Raw genomic sequence first — 21229 nt, forward strand, 5'->3', positions numbered from 1 at the left:
GCGCGAGTCGGGACAGCTACCGCATCAGCCGCAGCTAATGCCTCAGCCGCAGCAACAACCGCAGTCGCAGCCGCAACAGAGACTGCCCCAACAGCAACACGAGGCTGGACAGCTGCCGCATCAGCCGCAGCAACAACCGCAGTCGCAGCCGCAACAGAGACTGCCCCAACAGCAACACGAGGCTGGACAGCTAATGCATCAGCCGCAGCTACAACCGCAGCCACTGCCGCAACAGAGACCGCCCCAACAGCAACACGAGGCGGGACAGCTAATGCATCAGCCGCAGCAGCAACCGCAGCCGCAGCCGCAACAGAAATCCCAACGACAGCAGTCTCCGTCTCAGCAGCAAGGGCCCCAGCAATGAAAACGGCGCGTCATCCATCGCTCGAACAAAGAGGGCCGGTTGCGTGCGAGCCCTCTTTGTCGATGCGGCCTCGCTTGTTTTCGGGAGAGGGGCATCAACCCGAAGGTTAGATACGTGGTCGATGAGCTGATTCAATTATGTGAGCATTGGCAGTAACGGTCAGAGCGCATTTAACAGCTGCTCAAGCTGCTCACGTTCCCAGCCACTCAATAGGTCGACAGGATCAGTGCCGTAGCGCTGCCAGGTTTCAAGAGTCCCGACTCGACCGTCTGGTGCCCTGCAATGCTCGCAGTAGTCCAACGCGTCGCAATCGTTGAACAGCGTGAGATGCCAGCCGTCGACCTCAACGAACGTGGGGCCGTTGCAGATTTCATTCCAAGACTGACTGCAGGCTCTTTTCATGGAACGCGTGCCAAGCGCAACGTCTCTTAGCACCTGGTAGACCTCGCGGGCATTGAGAGGGGAGGTTGTGTTCAAAATAGTCTTTCCTGCGGATATTCCATTGTTCGCCGCCTTTCCCGTTCACCCTATGCCGCTACTGCAGACGCTACAACGTCCTGCGAGGGTTTGAGCCTCGATAGCTTTACGCGTCAAGCCTCCACGCGGACTGCCACAAGCAGGCCAACACACCTGTAGTGGTCAGCTAATCCTGGACACGACGTTAAGTTTTTTCCCGGCCTGAGCTGGCGCCAGCCCACCGTTGAATTGATGGGGCCGAATCCAATTGTACCGATGCATCACTGACGGCTGCCATATTGCGAACCCTGATCCGGGTGAAACAGCTGCCCCGGAGGCCGCCCTCGCTGCTCGTAAGCCATATCCAGCGCCTTGATGAGCAGATCCGGATTGGAGATGAAGTGCCGGCCATCGGCGCTGCCTACAGCGATGAGCCGGTTACCGCGTTTCGGCGTCCATTCGGACATTGGCGATCAGCGTCCCCCTGAAGATGGAGCGCAAGTGCCGGAGCATCGCGCCACCAGCGAGATGCTCCAGTGATGTGTCAGCGTGGGCCTGGCCAGCTCTGACGTCGTCGCGGTCAGCCCAACGCCGGCCCGGCTGCGATCATGTCGTTGAACTGATTGACCCACGCATGCTCGTTCGGGCCGGGGTTGGCACGCATAGCCTCGGCTGGAGAGACGAGGATTTCGTCCACGCCGCTCTCGAACTGCTTGATCGCTTCAGTAATGAACTGGTCGAGAGAAATAGCGCGCTCTTCCTCGCTGCTATTGAGCAGCTCGGTGCGTACCCAAGGCGGCGCGATTTCGACCAGTTGGATGCCATGTCCGCGCAGCAGGTAGCGCTGTGACAACGTGTAGGAATGGAGCGCTGCCTTGGTCGCTGAATAGACCGCCGTCACCGCCATCGGCACGAAGCCGAGAACGGAGGAGACATTGACGATCACCGCATCGGGCTGTGCCTTCAGATGCTCGACCAGTGCCGAGGTCATGCGGATCGGGCCGAGCAGGTTAGTGGTGACGGTCGACAGTGCGAGTGCATCGTCCACCGGCCCGTCCGCGTGATCCAGCAGCATGATGCCGGCATTGTTGATAAGCACATTCACGTCCGGGTAATTGGAAATGAGCTTCTGTGCTGCCGCCTGGATGCTGTGCGGGTCGGTAATGTCGAGTTCAATGGCGGCCATGCCGGGATTGGCGTCGAGCGTCTCCTGCAGCCGCTCCATACGCCGGCCAGAAATGATCACCTGATTGCCGAGTTTGTGGAAGGCTTCGGCCAAGCCTCGGCCAATGCCGGAGCCGCCGCCAGTGATGAAGATAGTATTGCCGGTCATACGCATGACACTTCTCCTGGAAGGATGGAAATAAAGGCCGTCCAGCGCGCTGTCCGGATGAACAGGTCGACCGAAGGAAGACTCGCTACAAGATGTTCGATCAAGGCACGGCCGGCACTCCGGGTACTCATCAGCCAGAATGCACTCAACCCCGTTGCTGAGGTGAGTCAGGTTTTTTGGACAGCTGGGGTACTACGACCCCAGTTGCCAGCAGTGCGGATTATCATGCAGCTTCGGTATGGGAAGGATAGTCCGTGTAACCCACCTCCGTGCCACCGAAGAAAGACTCGCGGTCGTACGGGTTCAGCGGCCAGCCGTTGCGCAGGCGCTCTGGCAAGTCAGGGTTGGCGATGAAGTGACGGCCAAAAGCGACCAGGTCAGCATCGCCGGCCTCAAGGATCGCCTTGGCCGATTCACCGGAGAAGCCGCCCGCTGCGATAAGGGTGCCCTTGTAGTGCTTGCGCAGGAGCTGGGTCGCCACCGGATTCTGGTCCCGGCTCTCGTCCTCGACGACACCCAGGATGCGCGGCTCGATCAGATGCAGATAGGCGAGGTCCAGCTTGTCCAGCTCGCGCGCGACATAGGTGAACAGGCCAACGGGGTCGCTGTCGGACATATCGCCGAAATTGCCGCTCGGCCCCAGACGCACCGCCACCCGATTGCTGCCCCAGACGGAGATCACAGCCTCTACCGCTTCCAGCAGGAACCGGCTGCGGTTCTCGAACGAGCCACCGTAGATATCCGTACGTTTGTTGCTGCCGTCCTGCAGGAACTGATCGAACAGGTAGCCGTTCGCCGAGTGGATCTCGACACCGTCGAAGCCGGCAGCGATACCGCGTTCGGCCGCTGCGCGGAAACTTTCCACCAGCTGGCGGATTTCAGCGATGGTCAGTTCGCGCGGCGGGGTGCCGGGGGTCCAGCCGAGCTCGGTGTAAGCCACGCCACCGTGGACCACGACGGAAGGGGCCACCGGCTGGCCGCCGTCCGGTTGCAGCAGGCTATTGGACTGGCGCCCCGCATGGTAGAGCTGCAGGAAGATTTTTCCGCCCTTGGCATGGACTGCGTCGGTCACGAGCTTCCAGCCGGCGATCTGGCTGTCGTCATACAGACCGGGAGCACCGAGGTATCCATTGCCATTGGCTGCGGCGATAGTGGCTTCGCCGATCAGCAGGCCACCGGCGGTGGTACGCTGGGCGTAGTACTCGGCCATCAGCTGGCCAGGAATGGCGCCTGGTTCGGCACGCATGCGGGTAAGTGGCGCTAAAACGACGCGGTGGGCAATTTGATAAGGGCCTATTTGGATGTTCGTATGCAGTTTGGACATGACGTCGATACCTGTCAGTGGTGGGATGGGGGCAATGTAGGCGTAAAGTGCGTGAAGAAAAATATCCCGCGATGCCGAACATTTCGGATAGTTTTTCCGTAATCCCGCCTTGTTGGTGGGGTACTACCGGGGGCAAGCAGGAAAAGTGATGGAAAGCCTGAGTGGCATTTCAATGTTCGTGCAAGTTGCCGAAACGCGCAGCTTTACCGAGGCCGGCCGGCAGCTGGGGGTGTCGTCCTCGACCGTGGGCAAAACCATCGCTCGGATGGAAGAGCGCTTGCGTGTACGGCTGTTTCATCGCAGCACACGCAGTATCACGCTGACTGCCGAGGGGACCGTGTTCCTTGAGCGATGCCGCCGCATCCTCAGCGAGGTCACCGCTGCCGAGTCCGAGCTGTCAGGCCTGGCTGGCAGCCCGCGTGGGCGGCTTCGCGTGGGCACTCCTCTACTGGGCGACCTGATGATGCCGGCCTTTGACGGATTCATGGAGCGGTATCCGGAAGTCGAACTGGATATCGATTTTTGCGACCGCATGGTCGATGTGATCGAGGAGGGGTTCGACGCGGTGATTCGGACCGGCGAGCAAACCGATTCTCGCCTCGCCGCGCGCCGCTTGGGTTCCTGCGCACATGTGCTGGTGGCGTCGCCCACGTATCTCAAGCGGCAGGGTGTACCCACTTATCCGCGTGAACTGGAAAGCCATTTCTGCCTGCAACACAAGTTTCCCGCAACGGGAAAACTGGAGCGTTGGCCGCTGCGGCTCGAAGCCTCCGAGGCTGAACTGGTGCTGCCCGACACGATGATATCGAACACGATCGAGCCTCTTGCCTATGCCGCAATCCAGGGCCGGGGCATTGCCTTTCTGCCTACCTTCCTGGTGCGCGAAGCGCTGGAAGGCGGCCAGTTGGTCACAGTGCTGGACGACTACATGGACCGCCAGGTCGTCTTCTGGATGCTGTGGCCAGCCAGCCGTTATGCCTCGCCCAAGTTGCGGGTTTTCATTGACTACATGAGTGCGCACTTGCGCATCTGATTGCTTACGCCTTCAGCGTCAGGCGCACACCGTTGCGGTTGGAGATCTCGATGGCGTCGATCAGTACAGGTCCGAACATTTCGGACGTCGATGTCCGCAATCGGGCATTTCGGCGCTTTGAGCTGACCAGCAAACTTTCGAGCAGTCATGTCCATGGCGGCACAGTCGCTGCGCTGCGACAGCTGGGAGCTTCTAATGGAAAGGTCTGTGTCTGCTCTGCTCGAGCCGATGAGGGGGGGCTGTAGTAGCGGCGGTAGAGGGCGCGTGCGGCGTTACCCGACGCGCCCGTCTGTCATTTGCCGGCGTCGAGCACGACGCGGTAGCGCGCCTTGCCACTGCGTAAGTGATCGATGGCTTCGTTGACCCGGCTCATGGGAAAGTGCTCGACCTGCGGCAGGATCTGATGACGAGCGCAGAATTCCAGCATGGTCGCCGTGGTACTGGGCGAACCCACCGGCGAGGCAGATAAGGTCTTCTGTTGCGCAAGCAGGTCGAACACGTGCACTGGAATAGCGCCGGGCACTGCGCCAACAAAATGCAGGCGTCCGTTGCCGCGCAGGGTTGCGAGCATGGCCGGCCAGTCAAGGTCGGCGTTGGCGGTGACCAAGAGAAAATCCAGGGTGCCGGCAATGGATTTCAGCGCATTGCTGTCGGTCGAGGCGACTACCTTGTGCGCGCCCAGGCGTCTGGCTTCGTCCTGCTTGCTCAACGACGAGGTAAAGGCCGTGACTTCGCAGCCCCAGGCGTTAAGGAAGCGCAGTGCCAGATGACCGAGGCCACCGATGCCCACCACACCGACCCGGTCGGTGGGCTTGACGTCGAATTCCACAAGCGAGTTGAACACCGTCGAACCGGCGCAGAACAGAGGGCCGGCCATGGCCGGGTCGAGTCCATCCGGTATCGCCAGAGCCCAGGCCCAGTGCGAACGCAGGCGGTCGGCGAAGCCTCCGTTGCTGCCGATGATGGTGGGTTGGACTGTGCCACATAGGTGATGGGAGCCTCCGATACACGAGGAGCAATGCATGCAACTGCCCTTGTACCAACCAATACCCACCCGTTGTCCCACTTCAAGACCGCGTACTTGCGCGCCCGCTCGCACGATACTGCCGACCGCCTCGTGGCCGGGAATAAAGGGGTAGTGGCTAATGCCCCATTCGTTATCGATCAGTGACTGGTCGGAGTGACAGACGCCGCAATACTCCACGGCGACTTCCACCTCCTCGTCCCCCAATGGACCGGGATCGTAGCTATAGCGCTCCAATGGAGCACCGGCCGCCGTTGCGGCCCAGCCGGTGAAGGAAGTGAGTTCGGTACTATCGCTCATTGGATACCTCCAGATCAGGAGACAGGGGCTTTGGCAGCTCAGGTGCCGCGAAGGAGCAACGCTGATCAGTGCCCAAGGCGTGATTGAGTCTAGCACCCCGGTACGGCCGCGCTTCGCTCAAGGAACTCCTGACCGTGGCCCCGAAGGGCGGTGAGGAATTCAAAGCCATGGACACCAACAAAGACGGTTACCTCTCCGAAGCCGAGGTCTACACGTTCAGGAGCAACCAGTACACCTTCAACGGCAAGAAAATGCCCACTGAACTGTTCACTCGCATGAGCCAGGCGAAGGGCTGATACGTCTCTGTTGTTCCAACCTCCCGGTGCTCGCCTGCAGGGAGGGTTTTACGACCGCTGGAGAACGCCCATGACCGGTCAGCTGAAGGCAGCACGGTAGGCGAAAATGCCCGGTATTCCTCCAGTCATCAGAAAGAGCAAATTGCTGCCGGCCGGGAATTCGCCACGGCGGACGGATGCCAGCAATCCGGCGAATGCCTTGCCGCCGTATACGGGATCAATGAGCAACCCTTCATGGGAAGCCAGTAGACGGGTAGCCTCCAGCATGGCTTCGGTCGGGGCGCCATAGGCGTCGCCACGCTGGCTGCCATCCACGCTGAGCGCGCTTTCAGCCAGTATGGTGGACGGGTCAAGGAGGTGTAGAACTTGTCGGGTTTTTTCCAGGGTTATACCGAAAGCTTGTTCTTCTGTTCCGAGTACGGTGTATCCGATAATTCGCGTTGATGCTCGGGCCAGGGTGACGCCGGCCAGCAAGCCCGAGTGGGTCCCGCTACTGCCATTGGGGACGACTATACGGTCGAAATGGAGTCCCAGAGCATCCGCCTGGCGAAGTACCTCGGCCGCGCATGCGGTATAGCCCAGACAACCTCTGGGACTTGAACCGCCCAACGGCATGACAAAGGGCCTTTTACCCTGTCGCTTGAGCTTCTCGACCAGCTCTGCTGCATAGGTGTCGGGAACAGCCCCGAGGGGTAGCCGATGGATCGCAGCGCCAAAAAGAGCGTCCAGCAGGACGTTGCCGTTAAGGCGATAGTCATCATCTGTGCGCACGCCAGATTGGGTCAGAATCAGTTCGCAGGCCAGGCCTTGGCGGGCGGCTACTGCAGCGGTCAACCGAGCGTGATTGGATTGAAGACCGCCCCAGGTCACCAGGGTGTCGGCGCCCTCGGCGAGTGCCTCGCCGAGCAAAAACTCCAACTTACGCAGTTTGTTTCCACCCCCGCCGAGGCCTGTCAGGTCATCTCGCTTTACGTAGAGATTGCATCCGTTCAGCTCGGGCATTTGGCTCAATCGAGACAGTTTCTGGATCGGTGTGGGGCCTTCCAGCAGCGCCACCCGGGGGTAGGCCGCAAGCGCTGTGTCAAGGTGACTCAGGTCGTGTGGCATAGAGGTTCTCTCGCGAACACGTAGCTTTTTAGTTGAAACGCTTCAGTGGGCCGCGGAGGTGCTGCGGCGAAAGATCAACAATTTGGCGACTGAGCGTTGACGCAACTCACCGTGCTGGTTGAGCGTGTCAGTCTGGAACGTAACAAGACCGCGATCAAGCCTGGACTTCGAAGGGTTGATGGCCAGGACGGAGGTCTCGACGCGCAGTTCGTCTCCAGGGCGAGTAGCGGTAGGCCAGCTCAGCTCGCTGCCAGCGCCGATAAGACCCGCATCCAAAGGCAGGCATGAGACAAGTAAGCGCATGGTGATGGCGGCCGTATGCCAGCCGCTTGCAGCGAGCCCGGCAAAAAAAGTTTGCTCAGCCTCCTGATTGTCCAGATGAAAAGGTTGGGGGTCGAATTGCTGTGCAAAACTCTTTATTTGCTGCTCATCGATCAGGTATGTGCCGCTGCGGAACGTGTCGCCGATTGATAAGTCGTCCAGGAACAGCTTGTGAAGGGTGGTTGCATCATTCATGGGATCAACTCCGATAGGCCTGATTTTTTTTGCGCTTCATCAACAATATTACAGTCATAATATGATTTGGCAGCTTGCATGCTGCAAGTCTCTATTTTTGTGGCGTAGAAAAACCGGACGGATGGTGGCGGAGAGGAGGGCTAACGAACCCTCTGGTACACCAAGCCAGAGGTGTCAGTGACTGCGATTACGCTCCAGGCCTGGTCCGTTCTGAGAAGGGAGCACCAGTGCCTGTCACCGTCCGACTTGCACAACGTACACGCCACCAAGAATTGCTGCGATGGCTAGAAGATCAATCACATGTACTGCCTCCCGGGCCACGAAAAATCCGATCAGCAACGCCACAACCGGTGGAATGTAAGTCACCGAGGCCGCTGCAAGCGCACCAAGGCGTTGCACAATGAAATAATAAAGAATGTACGCAAATCCAGTACCAAGAAGGCCAAGACCAAGAGATACGCCAAGAAAAGCCAGGCGATCTTCAGCCAACCGTGGCGACGGGATTAACAATCCTCGCAGCCTCGCTTCGAATTCAGGGGGATTACAAGCAGTCACGTGCAGCCTTTTTCAGGGCGCTGAGGCCAAACGGCGACGCTAACGGGGCTCGCTGATATAAGGACACCTTGCTGCCAGCCGCAGCCTTTTCAGGCGAGGGCAAAGTTTAATGTGTTTGACCCTTACGGGAGAACCCCTTGTTTCTGCCCGTCGTCAGCCCAGTGCAACAGTGCCAGGCGCCCGAGCACCGCAGCTTCGATGCCAGCGGCGTCGAGCCCGCATTCGGCGAGCATTTCGGCGGGCTGGGCGGGTTCCAGGTAGCGATCCGGCAGGCCCAGATGAAGGATCGGCTGGACCAGGTTCTCGTTGGCGAGAAATGTGGCCACCGCGCTGCCGGCACCGCCCATGATGCTATTTTCCTCGATGGTGACCAAGAGTTCGTGACTGGAGGCCAACTTGCGTATCAAGGCCTCGTCCAGCGGTTTGACGAAGCGCATGTCAGCCACCGTGGCATCCAGCTCTTCGGCGACCTTGAACGCTTCCGGCAACTGCGTACCAAACACCAGCAGGGCGACTTGCTTGCCGCGGCGACGAAGCACGCCCTTACCGATTTCCAGGGGTTCCAGGCCAGGTTCGATGGTCGCGTTCGGCCCACAACCACGGGGATAGCGCACCGCCGCCGGGCCTGGGTAGCGGAAGCCGGTGGTGAGCATGCGGCGCAATTCGTTCTCGTCGCTGGGGGTCATCACCAGCATTCCGGGAATGCAGCGCAGATAGGAGAGGTCGAAGCTGCCCGCGTGGGTCGGACCGTCCTCACCGACCACACCGGCGCGGTCGATAGCAAACAGCACGTCGAGATTTTGCACCGCGACGTCGTGGATCAACTGATCGTAGGCGCGCTGGAGGAAGGTTGAATAGATCGCCACAACCGGCTTCAGGCCAGAGCAGGCCATGCCGGCGGCAAGGGTCACGGCGTGCTGCTCGGCGATGGCGACGTCGAAATAGCGATCCGGGTAGCGTTCGCTGAAGGCGATCAGGTCGGAGCCCTCTTTCATGGCCGGAGTTATGCCGGTCAGGCGCGAATCGGTGGCGGCCATGTCGCACAGCCACTGGCCGAAGACATTAGAGTATTTCGGTCCGCTCGCCTTCTTCGGCGGCTGCTGCGCACCGGCGGGCTCCAGCTCCAGTTTGGTGATGGCGTGATAGCCGATCGGATTGACCTCGGCAGGGGAAAACCCCTTACCCTTCTTGGTGACCACGTGGAGGAACTGCGGCCCCCTGAGGTCGCTCAGGTTGCGCAGGGTGGCGAGGAGGGTCGGCAGATCGTGGCCGTCGATCGGGCCGATGTAGTTCCAGCCGAGTTCCTCGAACAGGGCGCCGGGCACCAGTATGCCCTTGGCGCATTCTTCGGTGCGGCGAGCAATCTCCCAGGCGCCGGGCAGGCGCGACAAGATTTTCTTGCTGCCCTCGCGCACGCTGGCATAGGTGCGGCTGGAGAGGATCTTCGCCAGATAGTTGGACAGGCCGCCGACGTTATTGGAGATCGACATGTCGTTGTCATTCAGGATCACCAGCATGTCGGCCTTCACATCCGACGCGTGGCTGAGCGCCTCGAAGGCCATCCCGGCCGTCAGTGCACCATCGCCGATCACGGCAATGGATTTGTGTCTTTCACCCTTGAGGCGCGAGGCGATGGCCATACCCAGGGCGGCGCTGATTGAGGTACTGGAATGACCGACGCCAAAGGTGTCGTACTCGCTCTCGATGCGGCGCGGGAACGGGCCTATGCCACCCTTCTGGCGTAGCGTGTGCATTCTCCCCCGGCGACCGGTGAGGATCTTGTGTGGGTAGGCCTGGTGGCCGACGTCCCATACCAGGCGGTCGTTGGGCGTGTCGAAGACATAATGGAGGGCAATGGTGAGTTCGATCACACCGAGCCCGGCGCCGAAGTGGCCGCCCGTCTGACCGACGATATAGAACAGCTCCTGACGCAACTCATCGGCCAGTATTTCCAGCTCCGCCTCGCTGAGCAGACGCAGTCGGTCCGGCGTCGCGGCGCGGTCCAGCAGTGGAGTGGCGGGGCGCATGCGGGGGATCTCATGGAACGTCTTGGACATCGGAGGATCCTTTAGCGGACTTGGCCAATGGTCGCAGGTGACGCCGGTTGGCTCAGTGGCGCCGTTCGACGATATAGCAGGCCAGGGCGCGCAGCGGCTCGGCGCCGACGCCGAACGGATGCAGAGCGGAAAGGGCCTGGTCGTGCAAACTGCGGGCATAGGTCTTGGCCGCATCGAGACCGAGCAGGGCCGGGTAGGTCGGCTTGTCGTGGGCAATGTCGGCGCCCTGGCGTTTGCCGAGGGTGGCGGTATCGCTCTCCACGTCGAGAATGTCGTCCTGCACCTGGAAGGCCAGGCCGATGGCCCGAGCATAGTCGCGCAGGGCTCGTAGCGAGGCTTCGTCTGCGTTACCGCTGGCCAGCGCGCCAAGCTGCACGCAGGCTTCGATCAATGCGCCAGTCTTGTGTCGATGCATGGTTTCCAGAGCGTTCTGATCGAGCTGGTGACCGACCGCCTCGAGATCGATGGCTTGGCCACCGACCAGGCCGGCAGGGCCGACGGCACGCGCCAGGATACCGCACATTTCCAGGCGAACTTCGGCACTCTGAGGGTTGTGCCGGGGATCGGCGAGCACCTCGAAGGCCAGCGCCTGCAGGCCATCGCCTGCGAGGATCGCGCAGGCCTCGTCGAACGCCTTGTGGGTGGTCGGCTGGCCGCGACGCAGGTCGTCGTCATCCATCGCTGGCAGATCGTCGTGAACCAGCGAATAAGCGTGGATCAGCTCCACTGCGCAGGCGGCGCCTTTGGCCTGTTCCGCCGCGCCGTCGAGGGCTTCGCAAGCGGTATAGACCAGCATCGGGCGGACCCGCTTACCGCCGTTGACGACGCTGTAGCGCATCGCCTGGTACAGGCGTTGCAGTTCGTCGCGTGGAGGTAGCAGGAGTTCTTCCAGAGCGGCATCGACGCGCGCCTGGCATTGTTTTTGGTAGGTCGCGATCATGCTTGAGTGTCCACGCCGAAGGGCGCTGTTCGAGGAGCACGCCGTGCTTGAGGAGGTTCTGCACACTCTGCTCGGTCTGTATCAGGGGCAACCGGCTGCCACGGTTTTAGGGGAGGACTTTCGAAATCGACGGTGGCTTTCTTGGGGGCCATGGGCAGAAACCAGTGTCGGCAGCGGTTCAAAAAACAACTCAATACTGACACTAGCAGAGCGATTGCTCTGCGGCAAACGCTACAACCGGCGCGTCGTCGAAGGGCGAATGACGCCAAGGATCAATGCCCCGTGAATCAGGCACTATAGACTCGTCCCTTCCAATGAGAACGGACTCCACGCCAGTAGCGGATCGCCGAACTCCAGGTCATGCCAAGGTAAAACGCTGCGCCCAGTGGCAGCAACAAGGCCCAGAACGGAGACATCCGGTAGTAGCGTAATATCGGCAGATAGCTCAGCGTCATGGCCCCCCAGGCAGTCAGCGCCCACGGTCGAGCAAGTGGCAAACTCAGCAAGGCGAACGGTGCCGCATAGGCGACGACAAACATCACCGTCACGGTCAGCAGTATCCATATGGAGTAGCCGAGCTGGGTAAAAGCTGAACGCGCGACCATATCGTGGATAGAGATCAGGGTGCCGTAAGGGCGCCGGCTAATCACCCCACGGCTAAGGCCCAGCCAGGTACGATAGCCAGCGTTTTTGACCTGTCGTGCCAACGAGCAATCGTCGATCAATGCATCCCGCAGGCAGGTAAAGGCACCGATACTTTGCAGGACCTCGGTATCGACCAGTACACAGCCGCCCGCTGCCGCGGCCACGTACCGATGGCGAGAATTGGACAGGGCAAACGGATACAGCAATTTGAAGTAATAGACGAACGCCGGCAACAACAGATGATCCCAAAAGCTGGTGCGGCGCAGGTCTGCCATCAACGAAACAAACTGCTTCCCCTCACGCTGTTTGAACGCCCGCAGCGCCGACAGCAGGCCAGGCTGCAACTGGATGTCGGCGTCGAGCAACAGCGTCATTGGCGTACGCACGTGGGACTTTCCCTGCTCCAATGCCCACAGTTTTCCGGCCCAGCCCTCCGGTAGTGGCTGGCCGCTGACGACGCGAGTGTCAGGAAAGGCGCTAGCAATAGTGGCCGTGGCGTCGCTGGACTGGTCGTCGATGACCACCACCTGCAACCCTGTGCCCTGTGCCTGCAAGGCGGTCAGGGTAACGCCGAGCGTGTCGGCTTCGTTGCGTGCCGGAATCAACACGGTAATGTCGCTGAGATCAGTCGTACCGCCGGTGTGTGAGTCGGCCTCAAGCCGTTCGCGGGTGCTCCACGGCCGCCATGGCGCCACGAGCAGTCCGACCCAGATCACGGCAGGGAGAAGTGTAAGCGCCCAGCCGTACGCGGACAGGGTCAATGTCGCCACTAGCCTTTACCGGGATCCGCACCGGTGGGTTCGACGATGCGAACCGGGATGCGTGCGGAGGGGGTCTCGACACGTTCGCTGTAGAGCACAGGTAGCGCGGGCGCCATGGCGCCATCGGTGCGGGGGCCGAACAGGGCCACACGCATCGCTTTCAGTGGATGGTCGAAGGTGTCGTTGACGGCGCTGCCTTCGAAGCCGCAGTGGGCCATACAGTTGTCGCACTTGGGGTTAATACCGACGCCATAGTTTTCCCACTGGGTTTCTTCCATCAATACCTTGTAGGTCGGCGCGTAACCCTCATCGACCAGCAAGTAGCAAGGCTTCTGCCAGCCAAAGATATTGAAGGTCGGGTTGGACCACGGCGTGCACTGGTAGCGTTGGTTGCCGGCGAGAAAGTCGAGGAACATCGAGGACTGATTGAACACCCATTTGCTCTTGCGTTCCTTGCCGCGCTTGAACACTTCGCGGAACAGGGTGCTGCTCTCGGTGCGGCCAAGGAACACGTCTTGACGCGGTGCGTGCTCGTAGCTGAAACCGGGAGACACGGTGATGCCCTCGATGCCCAGGGACATGGCGTAGTCGAAGAAATCAGCGATGTTGTCCGGCGGCTCTTGATTGAACAAGGTGCAATTGATGGTCACCCGATAGCCGCGAGAAAGCGCTAGCTTGATCGCCTCAACGGCTTTGTCGAACACGCCTTCCATACACACAGAATCATCGTGGCGCTGCTGTAAACCATCCAGATGGATAGACCAGGTGAAGTAGGGGGACGGTTCGTATTCATCGATGTGCTTGGTCAGCAGAATCGCGTTGGTGCACAGATAAACGAACTTCTTGCGGGCAATAATGCCCCGCACGATCTGCGGCATTTCCTTGTGAATAAGGGGCTCACCACCGGGAATGGAGACCACGGGCGCGTCGCATTCGTCCACGGCGCGCAAGGCATCCTCGACGCTCAGGCGCTTGCGCAGGATGTCCTTGGGGTGGTCGATCTTGCCGCAACCTGCGCAGGCCAAATTACACTGGAACAGGGGCTCCAGCATCATCGCCAGTGGATAGCGGTGCTGGCCTCTCAGCTTCTTGCCGAGGATGTAGCGTGCAATCCTGGCCTGTTGAATAAGGGGAATGCCCAAGGAAGTCTCCGCGATTTCTGTCTGCCATCTACCATCGGGAACTTAAGAAAGCGGCGTGAACAGGTCGGCATGTTCTCGACGCAGGCGCTCCCACTCGATCTTGAACCAAGGCGTAAAATGGTGCGGTTGTTCCGCCAGTTCCGTGTCCAGCGTTTCCGGAGAAATATACCGCAGCGCCGAGACTTCGTTGAGGTTGAGCGTGGGAACTTCGTCGCTGCGCCCGGCATACACCCAGCACAACTCATGCTCGGCGCCTTCTGTGTCGAACTGTGCCTGGTATTCGAATTTGAAGAGAAACTGTAGCGAGCATTGCATGCCCAGTTCTTCACCGAGACGTCGTTCAATGGCTACGTCCAGCGTCTCGCCACGCCGTGGATGGCTGCAGCAGGTGTTGGACCAGAAGCCCGGCCACAGGCGCTTACCTGCTGCCCGTTGCTGCAACAGCAACTCGCCTTTGCGATTAAATACCAACAGCGAAAAGGCCCGGTGCAGCAAGCCTTGCCCCTGATGCGCGGAGGCCTTGTCGAGAAACCCGATTTCCTGATCGAACCTGTCGACAAGAACCAGCTGCTCGTCATTAAAGGAAACCACGTCCGTCGATTCACGCCACTGGCGACATTCCTGTTCCTGGCTAGCCAAAATCAACCTCCTCGAGAGATCCCGTTTTGGCAGTGTAGCGTAGCGCAGAATCTCCATTGCGCAGATTTCGATCTAACGTCGATTGCTATCAACGAGCAATTGTTGTAATCAACCCCACATGCCGACCCCTTACTTCGTCAGCACGTTCGCCACCTGGTTGGGCAGCGGATTGGTCGTTGCCGCCGCCGGCTATGCCGTCGTCGCCTTGGGCGCTGTGCTCAAGCACCTTCGCGCACCGACTCCTCTGGCGGGCGTCGGTGGGCGGGCGCACCCGGTGTCTGTGCTCAAGCCCTTGCATGGCGCCGAACCGCGGCTGTACGAAAACTTGCGCGGATTCTGTCAGCAGATCCGCTCGGGTGATCAATTGATATTCGGTGTGCGCGAGCCTCAGGACCCCGCCATTGCTGTGGTGCAGAGGCTGTGCGCGGAATTCCCGCAGCTGGCCATTGACCTGGTCGTCGATCCCCGCGTGCAGGGCGTCAATTTGAAAGTCAGCAACCTGCTGAACATGATGCCGCTGGTCCGTCACGACTGGCTGGTGCTGGCCGACAGCGATATCAGTGTGCCTGCGGATTATTTGTCGCGGGTGACGGCGCCGTTGGCGGACCCAAGTGTGGGAATCGTCACCTGCCTATATCACGGAGTCCCGCAGGGCGGGTTCTGGTCGCGTCTGGGCTGCCTTTTCATTGACGACTGGTTTGCACCTTCGGTCTGCCTGGCGCATGCCTTCGGCTCCAGGCGTTTCGCGTTCGGCTCGACGATCGCGCTGCGCCGCGAAACGTTGCAAGCCGTCGGCGGCTTCGAGGTGTTGCGCGATACCTTGGCCGATGATTTCTGGTTGGGCCAGCTGACCCGGGAAGCCGGGTTGCGGACCGTGCTGTCGGAAGTATGGGTGGGCACTGAAGTCAGCGAAACCCGCCTGAGCGAGCTATGGATGCACGAACTGCGTTGGCTGCGGACCATCCGTTCCATCTCGCCAGGCGGCTTTGCGATGAGCGTTGTCTGTTTCACCTGGCCGGTGTCGCTGGTGGGTCTTACGCTGGCGCCTTCGACGCTGAACGTCTGCCTGGCGGTGGTCGCGGGTGTTGCGCGGGTTGCGCAGTTTTTTCTCGGGCGCAACGTCAGACGCCTATCGACACCCTGGTATTGCGTGCCGTTTACCCCCTTGCGCGACCTGCTGCTATTAATGGAGTGGGCAGTGGCCCTGACCGGTCGGCGGGTGAAGTGGCGCGGCAACGTTCTGCATGCGCGCAAGGGCGGACCCATACGCTATAGTTGACCGTGATTTTCTGTAGTGCGTTCGCAGGCGGTTGGCAAATCTCGGTCCAGTGACCGTTGGAGCTAATAATTCCTATGAAGACGCTTTTTCTGCAGGCGCCGTCCTTCGACGGTTTTGACGGTGGTGCCGGTTCACGTTATCAGGCCAAACGCGAGATCAAGAGCTTTTGGTACCCCACCTGGCTGGCCCAGCCCGCCGCGCTGGTGCCCGGCTCACGTTTGCTGGATGCGCCGGTGGAAGAGCTCACGGTGGAGGAATCGCTGACGATTGCCGCCGAATATGAGCTGGTGATCATCCATACCAGCACACCTTCGTTCCCCACCGATGCCAAATTCGCCGAACTGCTGAAGGCGCGCCGTCCCGAGATCCTGATCGGCATGGTCGGCGCCAAAGTGGCGGTCGATCCCTCCGATTCACTGACTGCCTCGCCGGCGATCGATTTCGTGGCGCGCGAGGAGTTTGACTTCACCTGCAAGGAAATTGCCGAGGGCCGGGCGTTCAAGGACGTCACCGGCATCAGCTACAAGCTCGCCGACGGCAGTGTGCAGCACAACCCGCCGCGGGTAATAATCGAGAACATGGACGAATTGCCGTTCGTGGCGCCCGTCTACCAACGCGACCTGAAGATCGACCGCTACTTCATCGGCTATCTGAAACACCCTTACGTGTCCATTTACACCGGCCGCGGCTGCCGCTCCAAGTGCACGTTCTGCCTCTGGCCACAGACCGTCGGCGGCCATCGCTACCGCGTTCGCTCGGCCGCCAACGTGATCGCCGAGGCGAAGTGGATCAAGGAGAACATGCGCGAAGTCAAGGAGCTGATGTTCGACGACGACACCTTCACCGACAGTTCCAACATGGACCGCGTGCACGAGATTGCCCGGGGCCTGCACGCGTTGGGTTGGACCTGGAGTTGCAACGCCAAGGCCAACGTACCTTACTCCTCGCTGAAGATCATGAAGGACAACGGCCTGCGTTTGCTGCTGGTAGGCTACGAGTCCGGCGACGACCAGATACTGCACAACATCAAAAAGGGCCTGCGGACCGATATCGCGCGGACCTTCACTGAAAACTGTCGCAAGCTGGGCATTCAGGTGCACGGTACCTTCATCCTTGGCCTGCCCGGCGAGACCAAGGAAACCATCGCCAAGACCATCGCCTTCGCCAAAGAGATCAATCCGCACACCGTCCAGGTGTCGCTGGCGGCACCGTACCCTGGCACCACGCTGTACAAGCAGGCGGTGGAGAACGGTTGGTTGCAACCCAACCGGGACATGAACCTGGTCAACGAGAAAGGCGTACAGCTGGCGCTGATCAGTTACCCGCACCTGTCCAAAGAAGATATTTTCCACGGCATCGAGACCTTCTACCGAAGCTTCTACTTCCGGCCCTCGAAGATCTGGGAGATCGTTAAAGAAATGCTGGGTAGCTGGGACATGACGAAGCGCCGCCTGCGTGAGGGGGTGGAGTTCTTCCGCTTCCTGCGCGAGCACGAGGCTTGAGCGCGATGCGTGTCGGGCGGCCGCGCCTGATCGTCACCGCGGACGACTTTGGGCTGCACGCGGCGGTCAACGAGGCTGTCGAACAGGCGTATCGAGAAGGGGTGTTGCGGGCCGCCAGCTTGATGGTGGCGGCGCCCGCAGCGGCCGATGCCGTCGACCGTGCCCGACGTATGCCCGGTCTTGCCATTGGCCTGCACTTGGTACTGGCTGACGGCAAGGCCATGCTGCCAACGGCGAGTATTCCTGATCTGGTGAATGCCCAAGGCTGGTTCGACAGCGCCATGGTGCGCAACGGCTTCCGGTTTTTTTTCCTGCCCCGTGTACGGCGCCAACTGGCCGCTGAGATCCGCGCCCAGTTCGAGGCCTTCGCGGCGACCGGCTTGACGCTAGACCACGTCAATGCGCACAAGCATTTCCATCTGCATCCGACCGTCTTATCACTGTTGCTCTCTATTGGCCGAGACTTCGGACTGCACGCCGTGCGGCTGCCCGCCGAGCCAGGCATGGGACCGTGGCTGCGCCCTTGGCTGGGCTTGATGCGCCAGCGCCTGGAGCGGGCCGGGGTGATCTATAACGATCATGTCTTTGGCCTTCGGCACACCGGCGGCATGGACGAGGGCGTGCTGCTGGAGATGTTGCAGCAGTTGCCCAGCGGTCTTTCGGAATTGTATTTGCACCCGGCGGTTCACGGCGGGTTGACGGCCGGCATGGCCGACTACCGCCATGCCGACGAACTGGCGGCGCTGTTGTCACCACGGGTGCGCAGCGCCATCGAAGGTTGCTGCCAGTTGTGCCACGGTTTCTGCGATCCGGCGGCGGCTGCAGCATGAAGCGGCTCAGCTACCTTGCCGGGCTGCTCGGGCTGGCGGCAATCATTTATATGGTGGTGCATGAGGACGGGGCCGCCATTCTCGGTGCCCTCGACCATGCCGGCTGGGCCTTGCTGTGGCTGCTGCCTTTTCATGCATTGCCGTTGCTGCTGGATGTACTGGGCTGGCGCATGCTGCTGGCACCGCGTGACCCGCAACGACGCGCCGGTGTCTGGGCCCTGTTCTGGATCGCCGCCATTCGCGAAGCCTGTAACCGACTCTTGCCGGTGGTTAACATCGGCGGCGAGATCGTCGGCATCCGGCTGGTCAAATGGCGCGGCATCGACGGTGCAGCCGCCACCGCCAGCATCGTCATCGAAGTCTTGCTGACCCTGGTCAACCAGTACCTATTCACCGCGCTGGGCATCGTGTTGCTGATTGCGTTGACCCATCAGGTGGGCGCGCTGGACTCGCTGTTGATTGCCTTGGCCGCCAGCTTGCCGCTGCCGTTCGGGTTGTTCATGTTGCTGCGCCACGGCCAGGTGTTCTCGCGTCTGGAGGGGGTGGCGGAGAAAGTCCTTGGCGGTCGCAATCGCCTGACCGAACTGATCGACGGTTCTAATCTGGACCAGGATATTCGCGCGCTTTGTGCCAGCCCGATGCGGCTGATCGGCGCCGGTGCCTGGCAGTTTGCCGGGTTCTTGCTGGGCAGCGTCGAGACCTGGCTGGCGCTGCACCTGCTGGGTTATTCGATCAGCGTTTGGGATGCCATCGCCATCGAAGCGGTGACCCAGGCCCTGCGCCACATCATCTTCATCGTGCCCGCCGGTCTGGGGGTGCAGGAGGGCGGTCTGATCCTGTTCGGCAGCATGATAGGAGTTCCGCCTGATGTCAGTCTGGCGCTGTCACTGGTCAAGCGCATGCGCGAGGTGGGGGTTGGCGTGCCGGCGCTGATTTACTGGCACTGGATGGAAGTGCGCCGTCAGGCAGGACGGCAGTGCGATCAAGCTGCGCAATGATGCCCGACTGTTTATAGCGTTGAGTGACGAGAGGAGAATGTCCGATGCTTGGCAATGCCCTCACAGACGCTGCCGATCACGCCATGCGCCACTGGCGGGGCGAGGAGCCCGGCCGGATCAGGATCGGCTCCGAGGCGCATAAGCGATTATTCTGTCGCATGCTGCTGGACACCCACAATCCCTACAAGCCCGCGGTAATGGTCTGGCCCGAACTGAGCCCCGACGTGTTGCAGCGCATTACGTCACTGCCGATCTGGGACATCGCCGTGCAGACCGAGGGGCGCGCGCAGCTGCAAGTGCAGACCTACTCCAATACGGTGAAGGACCCGCTGCTGCGTGAGGCGCTGAACATGGATGGCGGCGAAGAAGCGCGCCACAAGGTGGTGCTCAGCAAACTGGTCGAGGCCTACGGCATTCCCCTGGAGCCGGAACCGGACTATTTGGTGCCCAAGGACCCCGAATGGGGGTGGCTGGTGACCGGCTACAGCGAGTGCATCGACAGTTTCTTTGCCTTTGGCCTGTTCGAGTCGGCCAAGCTGACCGGTTACTTTCCGGCGGAACTGGTGGACACCTTCGAACCGGTGATCCAGGAGGAGGCCCGGCACATCCTGTTTTTCGCCAACTGGGTCGCCTGGTACCGGCGTCAGTTGCCGTGGTGGCGACGCGTGGCCTTTGAGTTCAAGGTTGCTCGCGTCTGGGCTTTCCTGATCTGGGAGCGCATCGGCATCGCCAAGGGGCTGGACAGCAACGACGAAATGCAGGACGCCAACTTCACCCTCACCGGGCATCAGCAGATCGGCCTGGATCTCAAGTTGCCCGAGTTGCTGGACCTGTGTCTAGCCGAGGATCGGCGGCGGATGGACGGCTACGATAAGCGCTTGCTGCGTCCGACCTTTGTACCGGGGCTCGCGCGTCTGGCACGCCGGTTCATGCGTTGATGGCTACCGGTGCTGCTCGAACCACCTGACCGCATCTTCCAGTGCCAGGCGGGCAGGGCCCGGGGCATAACCGAGCTCGCGCTCGGCCTTGGCGCTGGAGAAGAACATGCGTTTTTTGGACATGCGAACTTCCTCCACGGTGGCAATCGGCTGGGTGCCGGTCAGCCGTGCCCAGGCTTCTGCCAGATGAGCCACCGGCATGACCACGGCATGCGGCAATCGCCAGCGCGGCGGAGCCCGCCCGGCAATGTCGGCGATCTCGATCAACAGGTCGCGCAGGCTGAGATTATGGCCACCCAGGATATAGCGCTCGCCCACCACGCCACGCTGGAACGCCAGCCAGTGGCCCTCCGCGACATCGTCCACATGCACGACGTTGAGGCCGGTATCGACGTAGGCGGGCAAGCGCCCCGCGATGGCGTCGCGCACGATCCGGCCGGTGGGGGTGGGTTTGATGTCGCGCGGTCCGATCGGGGACGAGGGGTTGACGATCACCACCGGCAGCCCCTCGGCGGCAAGCTCCCGGACCAGCGCCTCGGCGAGGAACTTGGAACGCTTGTAGTGTCCGATCATGTCGCCCAGTGTCACCGAGGTGTTCTCGTCACCGGGGCGGCCATCCCCGGGATTGCCAAGGGTGGCGACGCTACTGGTATAGACGATACGTGGCACACCAGCCAGCCTGGCCGCTTCGAGTATTGCCCGCGTGCCGTCGACGTTGGTCTGATAGAGCTGCGCGGGAATTGGCGCCCACAGTCGGTAATCGGCCGCCACGTGGAACAGAGCGTCGCAGTCATCACAGGCGCGCTGCAGCGAAGTCGGTTGGGTGAGATCCCCTTCGATGACTTGCACATTCAGATTGTGCAGGTTGCGACGATCCGAGGTCGCCCGCACCAGCACCCGAACATGGTGGTCATCTTGCAGGAGGCGTCGCACTACGGCCGAGCCGACAAAGCCAGTGGCTCCGCTCACCAGTATTTTCACGGCACTACCATCGGTAAATAATCCTTGAGTTCTCTGCCAGAGCTTGCTGTGGGAAGAGGATACTGAAATTTCCAAACAGTTCGTTTTTCAGTATGGACCAAATTTTCCTACTATATTGTTGCCAGAGGATTGTGCGAAAAGAGAGCCCTGAGCAACAGGGTTCAGGCGCGTCTGCCAGGCAGGCAAACGCCTCGCATCGCATCCTTGGG

19 protein-coding genes and 2 pseudogenes are annotated in these 21229 nt (G+C 60.9%); 7 read left to right on the plus strand and 14 right to left on the minus strand.

Annotated features, from left to right (window positions below):
* Positions 1-523: 523 nt before the first annotated feature.
* The 4 genes and pseudogenes from AC07VR_RS24750 to AC07VR_RS24765 all read right to left on the minus strand — a co-directional run bounded on the left by AC07VR_RS24750 (position 524) and on the right by AC07VR_RS24765 (position 3477).
* On the minus strand, positions 524-841 hold the full coding sequence (locus AC07VR_RS24750; RefSeq protein ID WP_495012854.1) for a DUF7693 family protein: 318 nt from the start codon (positions 839-841) through the stop codon (positions 524-526).
* Positions 842-1003: 162 nt separating this feature from the next.
* Positions 1004-1206 (minus strand): annotated as a pseudogene (locus tag AC07VR_RS24755) (IS3 family transposase); the annotation flags it as partial.
* 194 nt (positions 1207-1400) lie between these two features.
* The gene (locus AC07VR_RS24760) at positions 1401-2159 is read right to left on the minus strand and encodes an SDR family oxidoreductase (RefSeq protein ID WP_495012855.1); all 759 of its coding nucleotides are present in this window, start codon (positions 2157-2159) and stop codon (positions 1401-1403) included.
* A 217-nt stretch (positions 2160-2376) separates the two neighbouring features.
* A complete protein-coding gene (locus AC07VR_RS24765) occupies positions 2377-3477 on the minus strand; it encodes an alkene reductase (RefSeq protein ID WP_494992887.1) in 1101 nt (366 codons plus the stop codon).
* 148 nt (positions 3478-3625) lie between these two features.
* Here AC07VR_RS24765 and AC07VR_RS24770 point away from each other — a divergent pair, with 148 nt between their 5' ends.
* The gene (locus AC07VR_RS24770; protein ID WP_495012903.1) at positions 3626-4510 is read left to right on the plus strand and encodes a LysR family transcriptional regulator; all 885 of its coding nucleotides are present in this window, start codon (positions 3626-3628) and stop codon (positions 4508-4510) included.
* 292 nt (positions 4511-4802) lie between these two features.
* Here the strand turns inward: AC07VR_RS24770 and ahr are convergent, their stop codons facing one another.
* On the minus strand, positions 4803-5834 hold the full coding sequence (ahr, locus tag AC07VR_RS24775; RefSeq protein ID WP_495012856.1) for an NADPH-dependent aldehyde reductase Ahr: 1032 nt from the start codon (positions 5832-5834) through the stop codon (positions 4803-4805).
* A 104-nt stretch (positions 5835-5938) separates the two neighbouring features.
* Here ahr and AC07VR_RS24780 point away from each other — a divergent pair.
* A pseudogene (locus tag AC07VR_RS24780) lies at positions 5939-6130 on the plus strand (HvfA family oxazolone/thioamide-modified RiPP metallophore); the annotation flags it as partial.
* Between the two features lie 78 nt (positions 6131-6208).
* Here the strand turns inward: AC07VR_RS24780 and AC07VR_RS24785 are convergent.
* The 8 genes from AC07VR_RS24785 to idi form a co-directional block, all read right to left on the minus strand.
* Positions 6209-7237 (minus strand): D-cysteine desulfhydrase family protein, encoded by a 1029-nt coding sequence (locus AC07VR_RS24785; protein WP_495012857.1) that lies wholly within the window; start codon positions 7235-7237, stop codon positions 6209-6211.
* A 42-nt stretch (positions 7238-7279) separates the two neighbouring features.
* On the minus strand, positions 7280-7753 hold the full coding sequence (locus AC07VR_RS24790) for a MaoC family dehydratase (protein ID WP_495012858.1): 474 nt from the start codon (positions 7751-7753) through the stop codon (positions 7280-7282).
* Positions 7754-7987: 234 nt separating this feature from the next.
* Positions 7988-8308, minus strand: coding sequence for an EamA family transporter (locus AC07VR_RS24795; protein WP_495012859.1), 321 nt, complete (start codon positions 8306-8308; stop codon positions 7988-7990).
* Positions 8309-8430: 122 nt separating this feature from the next.
* Positions 8431-10365: a 1-deoxy-D-xylulose-5-phosphate synthase gene (gene dxs, locus AC07VR_RS24800; protein WP_495012860.1), complete on the minus strand. Its 1935-nt coding sequence runs from the start codon at positions 10363-10365 to the stop codon at positions 8431-8433.
* A 52-nt stretch (positions 10366-10417) separates the two neighbouring features.
* On the minus strand, positions 10418-11305 hold the full coding sequence (gene ispA / locus AC07VR_RS24805; protein WP_494992894.1) for a (2E,6E)-farnesyl diphosphate synthase: 888 nt from the start codon (positions 11303-11305) through the stop codon (positions 10418-10420).
* 287 nt (positions 11306-11592) lie between these two features.
* Positions 11593-12720, minus strand: coding sequence for a glycosyltransferase (locus AC07VR_RS24810; RefSeq protein ID WP_495012861.1), 1128 nt, complete (start codon positions 12718-12720; stop codon positions 11593-11595).
* Positions 12720-13853: an adenosyl-hopene transferase HpnH gene (gene hpnH, locus AC07VR_RS24815; protein ID WP_495012862.1), complete on the minus strand. Its 1134-nt coding sequence runs from the start codon at positions 13851-13853 to the stop codon at positions 12720-12722. Before hpnH ends, AC07VR_RS24810 begins: the two co-directional genes overlap by 1 nt.
* Positions 13854-13895: 42 nt before the next feature.
* Positions 13896-14549 carry an isopentenyl-diphosphate Delta-isomerase gene (gene idi, locus AC07VR_RS24820; RefSeq protein ID WP_494992897.1) on the minus strand — a complete coding sequence of 218 codons (654 nt, stop codon included), beginning with the start codon at positions 14547-14549 and terminating at the stop codon, positions 13896-13898.
* 61 nt (positions 14550-14610) lie between these two features.
* Here idi and hpnI point away from each other — a divergent pair, with 61 nt between their 5' ends.
* From hpnI to AC07VR_RS24845, 5 genes are all read left to right on the plus strand, one after another.
* On the plus strand, positions 14611-15771 hold the full coding sequence (hpnI, locus tag AC07VR_RS24825) for a bacteriohopanetetrol glucosamine biosynthesis glycosyltransferase HpnI (protein ID WP_495012863.1): 1161 nt from the start codon (positions 14611-14613) through the stop codon (positions 15769-15771).
* 74 nt (positions 15772-15845) lie between these two features.
* The gene (hpnJ, locus tag AC07VR_RS24830) at positions 15846-17273 is read left to right on the plus strand and encodes a hopanoid biosynthesis associated radical SAM protein HpnJ (protein ID WP_494992899.1); all 1428 of its coding nucleotides are present in this window, start codon (positions 15846-15848) and stop codon (positions 17271-17273) included.
* A gap of 5 nt (positions 17274-17278) precedes the next feature.
* Positions 17279-18103, plus strand: coding sequence for a hopanoid biosynthesis-associated protein HpnK (gene hpnK, locus AC07VR_RS24835; RefSeq protein WP_495012904.1), 825 nt, complete (start codon positions 17279-17281; stop codon positions 18101-18103).
* Positions 18100-19101, plus strand: coding sequence for a lysylphosphatidylglycerol synthase domain-containing protein (locus AC07VR_RS24840; protein WP_494992900.1), 1002 nt, complete (start codon positions 18100-18102; stop codon positions 19099-19101). The genes hpnK and AC07VR_RS24840 overlap by 4 nt, the downstream gene beginning before the upstream one ends.
* Positions 19102-19145: 44 nt before the next feature.
* Positions 19146-20039: a ferritin-like domain-containing protein gene (locus tag AC07VR_RS24845; RefSeq protein WP_494992901.1), complete on the plus strand. Its 894-nt coding sequence runs from the start codon at positions 19146-19148 to the stop codon at positions 20037-20039.
* A 3-nt stretch (positions 20040-20042) separates the two neighbouring features.
* Here AC07VR_RS24845 and hpnA read toward each other — a convergent pair whose 3' ends face one another.
* Positions 20043-21095, minus strand: a complete 1053-nt coding sequence (hpnA, locus tag AC07VR_RS24850) for a hopanoid-associated sugar epimerase (RefSeq protein WP_494992902.1) — start codon at positions 21093-21095, stop codon at positions 20043-20045.
* Positions 21096-21229: the final 134 nt, after the last annotated feature.

It is taken from the genome of Pseudomonas sp. GW821-FHT02H09 (genome assembly GCF_059421425.1).

Coding starts and splice junctions, on each gene's coding strand:
- hpnK (WP_495012904.1), top strand. CDS start 17,279: ATGCGTGTCGGGCGGCCGCGCCTGATCGTCACCGCGGACGACTTTGGG.
- idi (WP_494992897.1), bottom strand. CDS start 14,549: ATGGAGATTCTGCGCTACGCTACACTGCCAAAACGGGATCTCTCGAGG.
- ahr (WP_495012856.1), bottom strand. CDS start 5,834: ATGAGCGATAGTACCGAACTCACTTCCTTCACCGGCTGGGCCGCAACG.
- AC07VR_RS24765 (WP_494992887.1), bottom strand. CDS start 3,477: ATGTCCAAACTGCATACGAACATCCAAATAGGCCCTTATCAAATTGCC.
- ispA (WP_494992894.1), bottom strand. CDS start 11,305: ATGATCGCGACCTACCAAAAACAATGCCAGGCGCGCGTCGATGCCGCT.
- AC07VR_RS24845 (WP_494992901.1), top strand. CDS start 19,146: ATGCTTGGCAATGCCCTCACAGACGCTGCCGATCACGCCATGCGCCAC.
- hpnJ (WP_494992899.1), top strand. CDS start 15,846: ATGAAGACGCTTTTTCTGCAGGCGCCGTCCTTCGACGGTTTTGACGGT.
- AC07VR_RS24840 (WP_494992900.1), top strand. CDS start 18,100: ATGAAGCGGCTCAGCTACCTTGCCGGGCTGCTCGGGCTGGCGGCAATC.
- AC07VR_RS24785 (WP_495012857.1), bottom strand. CDS start 7,237: ATGCCACACGACCTGAGTCACCTTGACACAGCGCTTGCGGCCTACCCC.
- dxs (WP_495012860.1), bottom strand. CDS start 10,365: ATGTCCAAGACGTTCCATGAGATCCCCCGCATGCGCCCCGCCACTCCA.
- AC07VR_RS24770 (WP_495012903.1), top strand. CDS start 3,626: ATGGAAAGCCTGAGTGGCATTTCAATGTTCGTGCAAGTTGCCGAAACG.
- hpnI (WP_495012863.1), top strand. CDS start 14,611: ATGCCGACCCCTTACTTCGTCAGCACGTTCGCCACCTGGTTGGGCAGC.
- AC07VR_RS24760 (WP_495012855.1), bottom strand. CDS start 2,159: ATGCGTATGACCGGCAATACTATCTTCATCACTGGCGGCGGCTCCGGC.
- AC07VR_RS24790 (WP_495012858.1), bottom strand. CDS start 7,753: ATGAATGATGCAACCACCCTTCACAAGCTGTTCCTGGACGACTTATCA.